Genomic DNA, 14,515 nt, shown 5'->3' on the forward strand with positions numbered 1-14,515 from the left:
AAAAAGGCCGTAACACAAATGAATCACGGCCCTTATTCATTAACTTTTAGCTATAGCTTCTCAATAACGGAATTGATTAAATCAGTTGTGGTACTGTAATCTTCATCATTTTCTTTGGCGATTTCTATGGCCTCTTTAGCAACTTTTAGAGATTTTGTATAATCTCCGGTTTTAAAAAGTAAAGCCGCATAAGTATCTGTATTGGAATAGTTTTTATTCAGTTCAATTGAACGGATTACCCATTCTTTTGCCTCTTCCAATTTGCTCTCATCGTCTTCATTTTTGTAATAGGCCCAGGCCAAAGAATTTAAATCATTTGCGCTGTCCCATACAAAATTAATGTCATCAATACGGCCTGTTTGTATCATTCGATAGGGGTAAACGGAATAACTTACCAGCGCATCCGAAATATTGCCATCAGTTAAATAAAGTATCAGCGGGGCAGAGCTTACATTGAAGACATTATCAAAGCCTTTTTCATCCTCCCCTATATTTGCATGGAAGTTTAGGGCTTTTCTCCAATCATCGTGGTAGCCTTCATTTAAAACTTCCTCTCGGTTTTCTTCATTGTCTACATTGATGGTGATAAGGTTCATCATGGACATGTCACAATCCAAGTATCGGTTGATCAAGCTTATACAGGGAAAACACCATTTTCCACTCCAGGTAATGACAACGGTTGGCAACTCTTTGTCCAGATCATAGGTTTCAAAGATATCGCCAAAGCTAATGGTTTCATCGTTTTCTAGATCTGTAATATTAACATCTATCTGCCCGTATAAGGGCTTTGAAACAATTATTAAAGAAAAAAACAGAAGTGTAAATGTAACTTTTTTCATAGGTGTTGAATTGTTATTAGGTGATAAAAATTGTTGTTATAAGAAAAATTTATCTTGACAAGGTTATGGCCTATCCCTAGGATAGACGGATTAAATTGGGTCAAAAATATTTACCTGAATCTTAAAAAAGTAAGTTCATGGATGAAGTACAAAGGATTGGCCTTTTTCAATAATTAGGACGCCCATCTAAGAGGGCACAAATTACTATTTTCTATTTATCTGGAAAATAATTTTATTTAATATATTCCTCCCCAAGAGAAAATTTTGCATTTAATACCTACTCAATACAGTTTTTAAACTTATGTTTTCAGGTAGAGCGCCTTTCTTTTTGCAAATTCCCGGGCCCCCAAGCCAAGAAAAGCATAAAGCACCATAATGGCCAGCATCTGCTCCCAATTGTTTGTCATTTCATAATACAAAATCATTAAACCACCTATACCAAGTCCAACAATAGAGAGCAGGGTAATAAAAGTGGAGGACTTGGTTTGCTTTCTTATTTTATAATTGGCAATACCCATTAAAAAAGAAACCAATAAGAAAGTTACACTGCCAAACTCCAGAATCAATTGCAAACCACCTATGGTGATTAAGAGACTGGAAATGATGGCCATGGCTATTATGGCATTTTTTGGAATATTATTTTCCCTATGGGACAGGATATGAGGAAAAAAACCATCCTTAGCAATGACAGCCATTTGGCGTGATGAGCCAAAAAGCGTTCCACTAATCGCACTGCTAGTGGCTAGGATAGCCCCTAGAATTACAAGATTAGCGCCTATTTTACCTAAGATACTTTCAGCTCCGGCCGCAAGGGCAAACTCCTTATTATTGATAATTTCTTCAGAAGGAATGGCAAATAAAGCCCCCATAGAGATGACTAGGTAGATCAACACCGCCAAGATGATGGCACTGTAAATGGCTCTAGGGATATTTTTATCCGGTTGATTCATTTCATTTACCGCATTGATAACCAATTGAAAGCCTTCATAGGCGACAAAGGTGAGGGAGGCAACAATAATAATAGAAAATACATTTGCATTTTCAGCGTCTAAAGCCATGATTTCCAAAAATGTTTCTACATCTGTTGTGCCATGATAAATCAAAACAAAAGAGATTATCGATAAAACGATGAGCTTGGTATACACCATAAGGTCTTCAATTTTCCCCATACCGTTTACACTCCAAACATTGATCAAGGTGAAAAGGCCAATGACAGCAATTGCGACTCCTTTTCGCATGATGATGTTTTCCGCAAAGTCGGTGCTACTTAGGGCGTAAGAAGAAAAAGTATAGGCATACAACGCCAGGGTACTGATGTATCCAAAGATGATAAACCAACCTATGGCAGATGCAGAAAAATTAGAACCGGGATAAGTCCGTTTAAAAAAGGAGTAGGTGGCTCCTTCATCTTTATAATAGGTGCCGAGTTTTACATAGGAATAAGCAGCCAAGCCTGCTATTACACCCCCAACTGCAATTGCAATGGGAGTTAAATTCCCAATCAATGCTACTGAAATACCAAGAATGGTAAAAATACCGCCTCCCACCATGCCGCCCAAGGCTATGGCAATTAATTCAACAAGGCCGAGGTTTTTATTTCTATTTCTATGTTGTGTCATTTTTTAAAAGGAGGCTGTTGGCTATTGGAAAAAGAATAGCTTTTTGATAAAAAGCCTAAATTTAGTAATTCCTAATAGAATTGAAAAACCCTTTGAATTGATTGGCTGATTATGGATTTGTCACCGTAAAAAAAACAGAAACTGTGAACTATCCTGACTATAATCTCCTTAGCCACGTTGATTTTTGGTTAGGTTATAACTTTTTATATGCTTGCCTTCCTTAAATTCTTTCAGTATCCAAGAATCATCGTTTTCCCCTTGCTCGAGCACCCAATTTCTTTTGGGGTCTGCCAGAAGTTTTTTGATTTTCCTCGGAAATGCATTGGCCGACCGGGCCTTTTCCCAAGTACTTATTGTTTTAAAGATCTCGTATTTCTGAGGACAATTTTCAACTTCTTTTTGATTCAGTTCCAAACTATAGGTAGTGCCAAGTCCTACAGAAATCGCTTGAATATGGGAATATTGTTCAACCGTTGAATTGGCATTGATTGCGAAGTTTCGGCCCATACCAATAGGGAAGAAATTAGCATAAGTAACATCTCTCAGGTCTTTTCCTTGGCTGGTGGTACTTCCCCATTCTCTGGTTTCTACATCATATAGGTTTTTACCGCCTCCAACATTCCAAATGCTTTGGTAATGCCAGGAACCCTCAGATAAAGTGGCTCCTGTAAAGCGGATAGGAGGGATACCATGCTCCGCCGCTCGCTCAAACATTTTTCGAAAAAATCTTTTTGCTGAGTAGTAGCCATGTCCATTGTTAAATAAAAACTCCTGCCCATCAAAATCGTAATAGCCTATTCTGTTGATGAAACAGATGTCGGCATAGTATGCAGCTATTTTATCCTGTAGCTCCATGTTGGGAATAAGTCCGTCATAACCATAATTTAAGGTAACCTGCAATTTGTAAATGGTGTCATTTTGATTGTGTTGAACCGGTTTGGTATCCCAATAACCACGTTTCACATTTAAAAGCCTATAGGGTTTGCTTTCTGAAACACCCAAGTAATAGATGAGCTCTTTGCCAATTTTTATCATATTTAAATTCTCAGCATGCCCTTCCCAACTCGCAATTTCATCCAAATACTTAGGGTCATCAACAATAATAAGGGTGTCCTCCGGACTGATTGTGTTTACTAACAATCGTTTCTGCTGATAACAAAGACTATCACTTGGGATTGGACTGGCGTCTTTGGTTCCGGGAGCGAGTGCAGTTGTTATTGTGGTTCTACCAATTGTAATCCCATATTTTGCGGCCATTTCAGCAAACTCCTTGTGCGATTTGTTTCCAGAAGTAAGCTGTATTGGCTTTTTTTCAAAATTTTCCCCGTCAATATAACCTTCGTTGCCTCTATCAGGTCTTACAAAACCTTGGTCATACATGCTTATGGCCTTAAAGCCCAATTGGGAAGTATAGGAAATAATGCTGTCATTTAAGTTTCCATGTGTTAAAGCATCAGGTACAAAAGCCGATGGATCCTTTACCCATTTGTTACCAATCGTGGGGTAGGGTAAGTCTTCTTCCAATACAATATTTTGGATAACCTCCATCAATGCAATGCTATCCGGGCTTCCCCATAGTGCGATAGAAGAACCTATATAATCAATTCCCGGCAAGGGTTGGACTTCCAAGTGATTGGGTGTGTTGACCGGCATATTTGGGATCAAGGAATAATAAACTTCTCTCTTTTTTGTTCGGTCCCTTGAGTGGTAATTAATGGATATTCTACCTTTTTCATCAACAGTAGCCGCATTTCCGTACATTATTCTGAAATAGGGCTCTTTGTGGGCATAAAATGCCACATCATTTATCCCATCTCCGCCAAGTGTGAAAACCTGACCTTCAGCCAAAGAGTCAGGTAAGGGGTAGCGTGAAGGATCCGGTGAGTGGATAATATACTGAAAAGGTGCAGCATCAGCTATGGTTTCAGAAGTACCTCCAAGAGTATTGTCATCTAGGGAGAGCATTCCTATGGCATAATTGACTGCCTCACTGGTGTCCCTCGCCACACCGATGATCTCTCCGAAAAGATTGGTGATATTGGTGTGATAAGGCCCCCACTGAATGTTCTCAATACCTTCGGATTGTGAAAGGGATTCAAGGCTGAGCTTTAAATAATTATTTTTTTCTTCAAGCCTTATTTTAGCAACTGACCCGTTGGGGAAATCCAGTGTAATTGCGTCGTTCGCTTGATTAAATGTTGCCTTTATAGGTTCAAAATACCGTTCTGATTGACTATCATAGAGGCACATTAAAGGAGAAGGTTTATCCGCTGGACTAAATTCCCGATTATGAGACAACTTCGGATGCTTCATACTGGTGATAAAGCCCTTGTTATCAATCTTGATTTTAAAATATGAGGTGCTAAAGGTACCCTGCTCCTTGTTTGTACAATTACTTGCCAGAAGGATAAAAAATAGCCATCCGATATAGTGTCTAATGGTTGTGTTTCTACGGGTATTTCCAATCATAATGTAATCTTAATTAATGGGGTTCCATTGAGGGCAAGTAGTTGCTTTCAGCATTGGCGAACTTGAATGCTATGTAACCAATAGCAGTAAGTGGCTTGAGGGGTGAATATAGCCCAAAATAATGGGCGTTCCAATGGTGAAAAAGCTTAAATTCGGATTATGTAAAAGGGTTTCCAGTATCAATCGAGAAGTAATTCCATCGCGAAATGGTAGGTGTATTTTATATTTCAAGACATGTGTTGATGAAAAAAATGAACCATAGAATAATTTAGCCCAGAATAATCATCCTCAAACAAGGCCTCGCTTTCCGTAATTTTGGCTAGGTCACCGCATCCTTGGTTTTGTGATGGTATTAAAAATTGCCAGAGTAAAAGGAGTCATCACCAATTCTTACTTTTAAACCTAAACCGAGAGGCTAGATGTTCTGAAATTTCCAATTTTGACTATCATTATTTTAAGGTTGATGAATGAATTTCCACCTTGCAGCCTATCGAGGATAAACTATTAGCGGATTTCCTACTGTAATAAGGGAGTAAAGTACCTATTTCAATTTCTTACAAAGGCGCAAAATCAAAATGGGGAGTGGAAGGCCGTGGGAAGCTGTCAAAGTCAAGTTATCAATCCGGCCGTATGGTGTGAGTTTCTCGTACTAGTGCAGAATGAGCCAATATGAAGAGGTATTTGGGTTGGTTTTTAGTAAAATTCTGCTTTTTCACTCTAGCCTCCGGCTTTCGCTAGTTTGTTCTTTAGGAATAGCTTGTCATTATCGTTTTTTGCCAATTTCAGGGCCAAATCCAAATGGTGAAGGTGTTTGGCCGGATCTAATCCATTGTACAATTCAGCCAGAAGGGATTGGTAAAGATGGTTCTGTTTCAAGTCAATTTTTAGTGCTTGTTTCAATGCTGTCTCTTTACTTTCAGCCATTGCCAAAGCATAGGTCCTGTTTAAAGCCGTAATAGGGGAATATTCGATTTGCAATAGCCGATTGTACAATTGAAGAATATTGTTCCATTTTTCTTTATGTGTAATTTTAATTCTTGTGTGCCAGAATGCAATACCTGCCTCTAAATGATATTTCGATATTGGTCTGCCCTTCGCTGATAAGTTGAGATAGTATTCACCTTTTTCAATAAGTTCAAGGTCCCACTTTGATTTATCTTGTTCGTCATAGATGACCTGTTGTCCGGATTGGTCAATTCTCGCATCAAACCGTGAGGAATGAAAGCAAAACAATGCCATTAGTGCATTGGCCTTGGGGACATTGGTATTGCTATTTTCTGTAAGGATGTAAAGAAGGCGCATCGCTTCAAAGCAAAGCTCCTTTCGGACAGACTTTGAAGAGGTGGAAGAACAATAACCCTCGTTAAATAGGAGGTATAAAATTGAAAGCACATTGTCCAATCTGTTTTCAAGAGCTAATTTTGATGGAAAAGACAGGTCTATATTGTTTTCTCTTAAGACTGATTTTGCTCTGTAAAGTCTTTTATTGATTGTGTCTTTCGTACTTAAAAGAGCATTGGCTATTTCTTCAATACCAAAGCCACAAAGTATCCTTAAGGCCAGGGCAATTTGTGATTCATTGCTGTTGACCGGATTACAGACCGCAAACAACATTTGTAATTCACTGTCGCTAATGTTTTCTTCCGAAAGGTCAAGTTCCAATTCATAAGAAGGGGAAGGGGCGTGTTTGAGTTCTTTGGAGATTTTCTCGCTAAAAATTTTTTCCCTTTTGAGATAATCCTTGGTTTTGTTTTTGGCTACTTTGTAAAGCCAAGCGGTGGGGGCATCAGGGATACCTTTGAGTCCCCAAGTTTCAGCAGCCAGAAGAAAAGTGTCATTTGCGATATCTTCTGCTACTTCTATGTGAACGATCCCAAACAATTTACAGAGTACAGAAATAATTTTCCTGTACTCTGTTTTAAATAAATGAGGAATGAGCTCCTTTTCTTTCATAAATGATTAAACACCAAATTGAGTTAAGTGATGGTCCAAATGCTTATAAAACATGTTGTTCCATTCGTTGACACTTAGTTTACCGAATGAAAGGGATTCTTTTTTGTCAAAACTACTTGCACCCAACTGATGGGTTTTATTGAGGTAATCGATTAAGCGGGTTTTTTCTGTTTTGAAATTTCTGGAATCCTTAATTATGAAAGCCGGTGCGGTTTGTGAATTGCGTTTATAAGGAGTTTCACCTGTTACAATTTTTTTCACAAAAGTTTTCATTATGGCTTTCATAAAGAAATTCGGTTTCGCATGCTTGTTGTCATATACCATTTCGTAGGCAACGTTGCAATGGGCCAGCATCTGAGAAACATTCATTTTTCCCCAACTCGGTTGCGTTTCAGGTTGTAGGTTATTAATTCGTTGAATAACATTTTCTAAAATGTCCTTGCTAAATATATTTGGTAATGCCATTTTGTAAATTAGTTAATAACCATTACATCCCTAATTTCCACTTTTCCACCCATTAAAAGGGTTGGGCAACCTTCGGAAAGCTTCACTGCATCCGCTAGGTCAAGGGCTTTTACGATAATATATCCGCCAACAATCTCTTTTACCTCGGCATATGGGCCATCGCTAACTACCCCGCTTGCGTTTACGGTTTGGCCTTCATAACCCAGAGCATTTGTGCTAACAAATTTGTCTTGAGCAGCAATTCCTCCAATCCAATCCTGCCATTGGTTGATCATCGCTTGCATTTGTTCAGGCGATGGATTTTGCTGATCGGATTTTTCGTTTCTGAAAATCATCATAAATTCTTTCATAATATCTAATTTTTTAAGTTTATGTCTTTATGACGATTAGGGCTTTTAATATAGGACATATTTGTTGGCATTTTTTTTAATTTTATTTTTTATTGATGAAGAGCAAATTCGTTTTCTTTATTGTTTTAACCAAAACGCTTATTTTTCTTTGTATAACCAATCATTTATATTTTCCATTCGAAGCGATGGCATTTCTGATATGGGCCAAATGATGCTTGCAATGCCATGCATAATTCCCAATAGTTTCGGCTAGATTGAATTTTTCACCATGTTCGGGATGTGTATATTCCATCCTCAATTGCTCATCATTAAGGCTTCTGAGGAGGATTACCCATTTTTTATGCAATCCCCGCAAGAGGATCAATGAATTTTCGATATTGTCGTCCAAGGAATCAGCCAATGCTGCCCACCTGTCCTCAAAATAGGGTTTAATCGTAGGGGATTTTTCTGTCAGCGCCAACTTAAATCGAATAAGGCTGTTCATATGGCTGTCACTGCAATGGTGTATCAGCTGTTTTACTTTCCATCCTTCCGGTCTATACCTCCAGTTGAGTTGTTCAAGGGAAATATTCCGGCATAAGTCTTCGATGCTGGTAGGAAAATCTTCGATCTGCTTGATCCATTGAGTGATTAATTCACTATTTGGATTTTTATCAAGATTGTATTTCCCTATTGGGAATTTGAGTTTTTGGATATCCATATAGGCATGAGTAGTTTAGGCATAAAACGGAGAAGCTTAAGTTTTTGAAGCGTGCAAATTGGGAATAAATAGGTATCGGTTTGAATTTAACACAATTAATTATTCAAGCCATCCTGAATGATCGGTTTTTGTATTCCCCTTAATTTCTTCCATATAAACTATGGGAGAAATATCACATTAGTTTAGGTTTAATGTATCGGTTATAAATCCCAAGAAAAGATTTTGTCTTAGTCTTTTTTCCTTACCATATTTTGCCTAAAAATAGGAGAAAAAGCTTTTTATCTTTATTTTTGGTTCAATGGCAAAAGAATTAGAAAAACAACCTAATAATCCTTTACATGGCATCCGGTTGGTAGACGTTTTGGATTATTTGATCAATGAGTACGGTTTTCAGGAATTGGGAAGGCGGATTAACATCCGTTGTTTTACCAACAACCCCACGCTCAAATCTTCGCTAACATTTTTAAGGAAAACGCCTTGGGCGAGGGAAAAAGTAGAGGAACTTTATATTAAGACGAAGCACCGCAATAGAAATAAAGAAGACTATTGAGTTTGATGGATCAATTGGAAGGGGGTATTTTAAAATATTACCGCTTATTGAAAAATTGAGCTTTTTAGTGGTCAATAAATGCTAAAAATCAGTATTCTTATAGGGATAATAAATTTAAACAGCTAGATTAATAAATTTTAAACCTAAAATAGTTCAATTCACAAAATATGACCATGAAATCATCAAAAAATGAAAATCAGGAAAATTCCAGACGTTCTTTTTTAAAGAATGCAGCGATAGCTTCCTCAATCGTATTCGTTCCCAGACATGTATTGGGTGGCGTAGGTTATACTGCACCAAGTGATCAGTTAAACATTGCCGCCATTGGAGCTGGAGGTAAAGGGGCCAGTGACATCAAAAATGCCTCAGTCAACGGCAGGGAGCGCGTAATCGCATTGTGTGATGTAGATTTTAGCGGTAGGGCAAAGGTTTCCATCGAGAATTTCCCTAAAGCCAAACTTTACGCGGATTACAGGGAAATGTTAGACAAAGAGAAAGATCTTGATGCCGTTACCATTTCTACTCCTGACCATGTGCATGGTCCCGCAGCTTCTTATGCCATGAATAGAGGAGTTCATGTATATGTTCAAAAGCCCATGACCCATAACATTCAAGAGGCTCGTATGCTAACGGAAATGGCACGAGACAAAAAGATTGTTACGCAAATGGGTAACCAAGGTGGATCCAATCCATTGTTAAACATGGTTCAAGATTGGATTGATAGTGACAAAATTGGTAAAGTATCAAAAGTACAGGTTTGGACCAATAGACCTGTATGGCCACAAGGCATTCCTTTTCCTAAACCGGACCCGTCCAAAAAGCCTGATGATTTGAACTGGGACTTATGGTTGGGCCCGGCAGAATATATGCCTTATACCCCCAATCTTCATCCATTCAACTGGAGAGGCTGGTGGGATTACGGAACGGGTGCCCTTGGAGATGTTGGTTGTCACTTGATCGATATTCCTTTCAGAACTTTAGGTTTGAAATACCCAACTGATGCAGAAGCCAGTGTGGCGTCAATTTATACAGACATGTGGACAGCAGATTACTTCCCAAAAAGTTGTCCACCTGCTTCATTCATTACCCTTCATTTTGACGAAACTACTAAAAGTAGGTCGCCTATAGAAATGACTTGGAGTGATGGAGGAATTAAACCTTCTCATCCTGACATTATCCCTGCTGATAGTGATATTGGTGGCAATGACAGTGCGAATGGAGTATTGATTATTGGTGATAAAGGAATCATTTCCACAAATATCAATGATAGTTCTCCATTGATGCCTAAGTTATACTTAAATGATGGAACCACAGAGTTTGGTCCCGAGGTAGAGAAAAATGATGAGCCTGAATATGGCCATCAGCGCAAATGGATCGATGCTTGTAAAGCCGGATTCAATAGCCCGGAACATAAGGCATTGACTTCTTCATTCGACTATGCGGGTCCTATGACAGAAACGGTCTTGATGGGTAACCTTGCTACAAGGAGTTACATGCTTCGCAGGGAAAATGCTGAAGGAAAAGCTGAATTCTTTGGAAGGAAAAAACTACTTTGGGATGGTGAAAATATGAGGATTACCAACCTTGAAGAAGCCAACCAATTTGTTGGTAGAAATCATAGAGAAGGATTTAAAATCTAGTTTTATCTTTTAAAATAAAATCCAAACAAAAACTCCGCCTTCCAATAGGGAAAGGCGGAGTTTTTTATGTTTTAGCTCTTCTTGTTTTGCTTCTAGAGAGGTAAATCGTCAATGTATGGCTCAATTTAATAACCGGTAATTTCTTTCAGGAGATTGAAAAAGCCTTTTTTCCTTTCCGAAGAAATAGACCAATCCACCGGGACACTTTGGTACCCTTCTTCAAATGCTTCTCCCTTTTTCCGGTAATCAAAATAACCCCAGGATGCGTAAGCGGAAACCGAAGCAACTAGATTGTTGAAGTCTTTGTCAAAATCAAAATGATCGTCTTCATTAAAGATTATAGGCATTTTGTGATACCCTTTCACTTCCTTGGTTTGAGCAACCATTTCCACAATTTTATCAGGATCTGCCACACTGTTTCCATGAATCAAAATAAAGTCGGTGGCCTTAACTACATTGGGAAGAGGGATAAACCCACCACCATAACTGGTGCTTACATAATACCGGAAACCATTTCTTTCAATAGATTTTGCTCTTTCAATCAATTCATGAACCTTTTCCGGTTGGAGGATTTTGTGGGTATACCTGATGTTACATTCGTTATTGATTTCTATGAGTACATTTTTGTAATTGTGGTCATGAAGCCAATTGATAGCATTATCAACGGCATTGGTAACCGCTGCTTCGCTTTCCAGTCTTTGGTCTTGGCCAAAATAAAACAAACCTACAATAGGAACCATTTCCAACTTTTCTGCTTCGTCGAGAATTTTCTCCAACCTGGCCATATACGCAGGCCTGAGCTCACCAGCAGCAGTGAAAGCAGAATTATGCCATGGTTGAACCTTACTGTAACCCTGAGGGCTGCCACCTTGGAGGTTAATGGTAAAAGACAACATGCCATGGGCTTTCCAAATGGCCATGTTTTCTATAAATTCAGAAGTGTTTCTATCTGCGTCCCATTTTCCCGTATCCGGGTATTTCCATTGGTCAACAGTTTCAGGATTGAGGTCATCAAATACTCCTTGGACCAAGCGTGCATTCATTAATAGGCCTTCTATTTTGTGGCCTTTCCACGTTTGACCTTTGTAAGTAACTTTACCATTGATATAGAATTTCTCTCCCTTTATTTTGACTTTCGTTTGTCCAAATGCAGAAGAAAATGAAAACAATATCAGTACAGCAAGAAAAAGACAAGCTGGTTTTATTGATGCGTCAAAGTTCTGGTTTTTTCTCATACTTCGTTTGGATCTGGGTGCATAAAAGGCGCTCTGTATTTTCTTGTCAGTAGGCGGGTAGCTTCTTCGTCACCTATAATTACTCTCTTCTTAGGGTCATAAGCCAAAGGCCTACCTAATTTCATTGACATATTGGCCATGATACAGCTGGCAGTAGAAATATGTCCTTCTTCAATGTCAGCAACAGGTTTTCCTCCTTGTTCTATTGCTTGAATAAAGTTTGCCATATGTGCTCTTGTAGCTGGGGCAGCTTGAAGCTCAATATCTTTCTCTTTAAGGTCTTCAGGGTATTTTTCTCTTTCATAAACCACCTCCCCGCTTATAGCCTCCCCATTTTTACCTTGAGGAATAAACTCGTACTTCATTACTGAAGCTTTTAAGGTGCCTTTGTCTCCATAGATCTTATAGGCCCAAGGGTATTCCGGATCTTGAGGTGTACCCCAGGAGCGATGGTTCCAGACACAATCCAAGTCCTCATAATGGAAAGTAGCAGTTTGGGTATCAGCAATGGTAGACTTTCCTCCTTTTTGAACATAAATACCTCCGGTGGCAAATACACTTTTTGGCCAGCCCAATCCCAGTGTCCATCGAACCGCATCAAACATGTGTACACACATGTCACCGGTAATTCCATTGCTGTATTCCATCATGGTTCTCCACCATCTTCTATGGGGAAGACCATCAAAAGGTCGCATAGGACCGGGGCCAACCCAAAGGTCATAGTCGAAAAAATCCGGAACAGGTTTGATTTCCGGATTGCCATTGGCTCTCATATGGTAATAGCAACACATTTCTACATGGGAAACTTTTCCCAATAGTCCTTTGTCAACAATATTTTTCTTGGCTTCCACCAAATGAGGAGTACTTCTTCTTTGGGTGCCTATCTGTACTACTTTATTGTGTTTCCGGGCAGCTGCCAAGATGGCTTCACCTTCCATTACATCTACACTAATAGGTTTCTGGAGGTATACATGAGCACCTGATTGAATGGAATCAATCGCATGGAGGGCATGCCAGTGGTCCGGGCTGCCTACCAAAACTATGTCCAGCTTGTTTTCATCAAGCATTTGTCGGTAATGCTTGTATTTTTTTGGGGTTTTACCTGATTTTTGCCTTTGGCTGATAAGCTTGCCTGCTTCGTCCAGTAGTTGAGAATCAGGGTCAGCAATACCTATAACTTCGATATCTGCCACCTGGATAAGTCTGAAGAGGTCACTTTTACCATACCATCCTGTACCTATTAATCCAACATTGTATTTTTTATTTGGGGAGGAGAAAGCCAATGTTGGCACTCCTACACTTGCCAAGGTGGCCATGGCTGTACTTCCTTTGATAAAATTTCTACGGTCTAACTTTAATGGGTTCATTTATTTATATGGAGTTTGTCTACATTAAAGATTCAATATATAAAAATTATACCTCAGAGGAAGTCTTTCTTTCTTGAAAATTGAATTTTCATTGAATTTTCTTTTAAAGAGTAATTACTTATGGTAATTTTCAGGGAGAATAATAAAATCCACAAATGAACCAAATTTTAATGAAACGTAACCCGAATTCAATCCTTGTTTTTTTGACTGTTTTTTTAATTAGCCAAAGCTTGTATGGTCAAGATAAAGATGCTTTTTTAAACCCTCCGAAAGTAATTCCAGTGTCTGATTATGAAGATTGGCACCAAATAGAAAATCGAAAATTTTCAGGGATATCAAGTTTGGCTGTCCAGGAAGACAAAGGGGAATTTTGGGCTGTCTGGTACGCAGGCATCAGTCCTGACGAAGATGAAAACAATTATGTAGTGCTTTCCTCTAGTAAAGATAATGGGGAAACTTGGAATGAAGCCTTGGTGGTAGATCCTGACGGTGGTGGCATGGTAAGGGCATTTGACCCTGAAGTTTGGGTAGATCCAATGGGTAAAGTGTGGGTTTTTTGGGCTCAAGCCGTTGATAAAGACGCGAAAATTGGAGGTGTGTGGGCCATAATAGGGGAGACTTCTGCGGATGGAAGCACCAACTGGTCTGCACCGAGAAGACTTACTGATGGTGTGATGATGTGTAAACCACTAATATTGAACAATGGCGATTGGGTTTTACCTGCCTCAACTTGGCGTGAGACGGATCATTCAGCCAAAATGGTGGTTTCAAAAGACCAAGGGGAAACATGGGACGTAGTTGGAGGTGTTCATGTACCCAAAGAATTCAGGTCTTTTGATGAACACCATTTTGTAGAAAAGAAAGATGGTAAATTATGGGCGCTATTAAGAACCAAATATGGAATTGGAGAAAGCTATTCAAGTGATTCAGGGAAGACTTGGTCTGATCTTAAGGAATCGACTATAGCCCATCCAAGTGCTAGATTTTTTATCCGAAGATTACAATCCGGCAATTTGCTATTAGTAAAACACGGCCCCATAGCTGTCAAAACAGGAAGGAGTCATATGATGGCTTTTATCTCTAAAGATGATGGAGCAACTTGGTCAAGAGGACTTTTGTTAGACCAAAGGATAAACGTCTCTTACCCTGATGGACAACAAACCACTGATGGCACGATTTACATCACCTATGACCGAAGTAGGACCGGGGATCAAGAAATATTGATGACGCACTTTACTGAAGATGATATACTGTATGCTTCCTATGATGAGCAAATGGTTAAAGTTTTCAACAATAGAAAAATCATAAGTAAGAAGAAAGACTAGTCG

At 39.0% G+C, this 14,515-nt stretch carries 12 protein-coding genes; 3 read left to right on the forward strand and 9 right to left on the reverse strand.

What is annotated here, in order from left to right; translation table 11 throughout:
* Positions 1-50: 50 nt before the first annotated feature.
* The 7 genes from Q4534_RS03820 to Q4534_RS03850 all read right to left on the reverse strand — a co-directional run bounded on the left by Q4534_RS03820 (position 51) and on the right by Q4534_RS03850 (position 8,395).
* The gene (locus Q4534_RS03820) at positions 51-839 is read right to left on the reverse strand and encodes a hypothetical protein (RefSeq protein ID WP_303611845.1); all 789 of its coding nucleotides are present in this window, start codon (positions 837-839) and stop codon (positions 51-53) included.
* 299 nt (positions 840-1,138) lie between these two features.
* Positions 1,139-2,458 (reverse strand): APC family permease, encoded by a 1,320-nt coding sequence (locus Q4534_RS03825; RefSeq protein ID WP_303611846.1) that lies wholly within the window; start codon positions 2,456-2,458, stop codon positions 1,139-1,141.
* 168 nt (positions 2,459-2,626) lie between these two features.
* The gene (locus tag Q4534_RS03830; protein ID WP_303611847.1) at positions 2,627-4,927 is read right to left on the reverse strand and encodes a hypothetical protein; all 2,301 of its coding nucleotides are present in this window, start codon (positions 4,925-4,927) and stop codon (positions 2,627-2,629) included.
* Between the two features lie 717 nt (positions 4,928-5,644).
* On the reverse strand, positions 5,645-6,880 hold the full coding sequence (locus tag Q4534_RS03835; RefSeq protein WP_303611848.1) for an RNA polymerase sigma factor: 1,236 nt from the start codon (positions 6,878-6,880) through the stop codon (positions 5,645-5,647).
* A gap of 6 nt (positions 6,881-6,886) precedes the next feature.
* Entirely contained in the window at positions 6,887-7,345 is a 459-nt protein-coding gene (locus Q4534_RS03840; RefSeq protein WP_303611849.1) for a DUF1569 domain-containing protein, read from the reverse strand.
* A gap of 8 nt (positions 7,346-7,353) precedes the next feature.
* Entirely contained in the window at positions 7,354-7,695 is a 342-nt protein-coding gene (locus Q4534_RS03845) for a YciI family protein (protein WP_303611850.1), read from the reverse strand.
* 160 nt (positions 7,696-7,855) lie between these two features.
* The gene (locus Q4534_RS03850) at positions 7,856-8,395 is read right to left on the reverse strand and encodes a YfiT family bacillithiol transferase (RefSeq protein WP_303611851.1); all 540 of its coding nucleotides are present in this window, start codon (positions 8,393-8,395) and stop codon (positions 7,856-7,858) included.
* 298 nt (positions 8,396-8,693) lie between these two features.
* Here Q4534_RS03850 and Q4534_RS03855 point away from each other — a divergent pair, with 298 nt between their 5' ends.
* Positions 8,694-8,945 (forward strand): VF530 family protein, encoded by a 252-nt coding sequence (locus tag Q4534_RS03855; RefSeq protein WP_303611852.1) that lies wholly within the window; start codon positions 8,694-8,696, stop codon positions 8,943-8,945.
* 173 nt (positions 8,946-9,118) lie between these two features.
* Entirely contained in the window at positions 9,119-10,585 is a 1,467-nt protein-coding gene (locus Q4534_RS03860) for a Gfo/Idh/MocA family protein (RefSeq protein ID WP_303611853.1), read from the forward strand.
* A 125-nt stretch (positions 10,586-10,710) separates the two neighbouring features.
* Here Q4534_RS03860 and Q4534_RS03865 read toward each other — a convergent pair whose 3' ends face one another.
* Together Q4534_RS03865 and Q4534_RS03870 are read right to left on the reverse strand one after the other, a co-directional pair.
* Positions 10,711-11,820, reverse strand: a complete 1,110-nt coding sequence (locus tag Q4534_RS03865; protein WP_303611854.1) for a hypothetical protein — start codon at positions 11,818-11,820, stop codon at positions 10,711-10,713.
* Positions 11,817-13,187, reverse strand: a complete 1,371-nt coding sequence (locus Q4534_RS03870) for a Gfo/Idh/MocA family protein (RefSeq protein ID WP_303611855.1) — start codon at positions 13,185-13,187, stop codon at positions 11,817-11,819. The genes Q4534_RS03865 and Q4534_RS03870 overlap by 4 nt, the downstream gene beginning before the upstream one ends.
* A gap of 170 nt (positions 13,188-13,357) precedes the next feature.
* On the opposite strand from Q4534_RS03870, the gene Q4534_RS03875 reads away from it, so the two are divergent.
* Positions 13,358-14,512: a sialidase family protein gene (locus tag Q4534_RS03875; RefSeq protein ID WP_303611856.1), complete on the forward strand. Its 1,155-nt coding sequence runs from the start codon at positions 13,358-13,360 to the stop codon at positions 14,510-14,512.
* Positions 14,513-14,515 lie beyond the last annotated feature (3 nt).

Source organism: Cyclobacterium sp. 1_MG-2023 (assembly GCF_030546805.1).
GTDB lineage: Bacteria > Bacteroidota > Bacteroidia > Cytophagales > Cyclobacteriaceae > Cyclobacterium.

Coding starts and splice junctions, on each gene's coding strand:
- Q4534_RS03820 (WP_303611845.1), bottom strand. CDS start 839: ATGAAAAAAGTTACATTTACACTTCTGTTTTTTTCTTTAATAATTGTT.
- Q4534_RS03825 (WP_303611846.1), bottom strand. CDS start 2,458: ATGACACAACATAGAAATAGAAATAAAAACCTCGGCCTTGTTGAATTA.
- Q4534_RS03830 (WP_303611847.1), bottom strand. CDS start 4,927: ATGATTGGAAATACCCGTAGAAACACAACCATTAGACACTATATCGGA.
- Q4534_RS03835 (WP_303611848.1), bottom strand. CDS start 6,880: ATGAAAGAAAAGGAGCTCATTCCTCATTTATTTAAAACAGAGTACAGG.
- Q4534_RS03840 (WP_303611849.1), bottom strand. CDS start 7,345: ATGGCATTACCAAATATATTTAGCAAGGACATTTTAGAAAATGTTATT.
- Q4534_RS03845 (WP_303611850.1), bottom strand. CDS start 7,695: ATGAAAGAATTTATGATGATTTTCAGAAACGAAAAATCCGATCAGCAA.
- Q4534_RS03850 (WP_303611851.1), bottom strand. CDS start 8,395: ATGGATATCCAAAAACTCAAATTCCCAATAGGGAAATACAATCTTGAT.
- Q4534_RS03855 (WP_303611852.1), top strand. CDS start 8,694: ATGGCAAAAGAATTAGAAAAACAACCTAATAATCCTTTACATGGCATC.
- Q4534_RS03860 (WP_303611853.1), top strand. CDS start 9,119: ATGAAATCATCAAAAAATGAAAATCAGGAAAATTCCAGACGTTCTTTT.
- Q4534_RS03865 (WP_303611854.1), bottom strand. CDS start 11,820: ATGAGAAAAAACCAGAACTTTGACGCATCAATAAAACCAGCTTGTCTT.
- Q4534_RS03870 (WP_303611855.1), bottom strand. CDS start 13,187: ATGAACCCATTAAAGTTAGACCGTAGAAATTTTATCAAAGGAAGTACA.
- Q4534_RS03875 (WP_303611856.1), top strand. CDS start 13,358: ATGAAACGTAACCCGAATTCAATCCTTGTTTTTTTGACTGTTTTTTTA.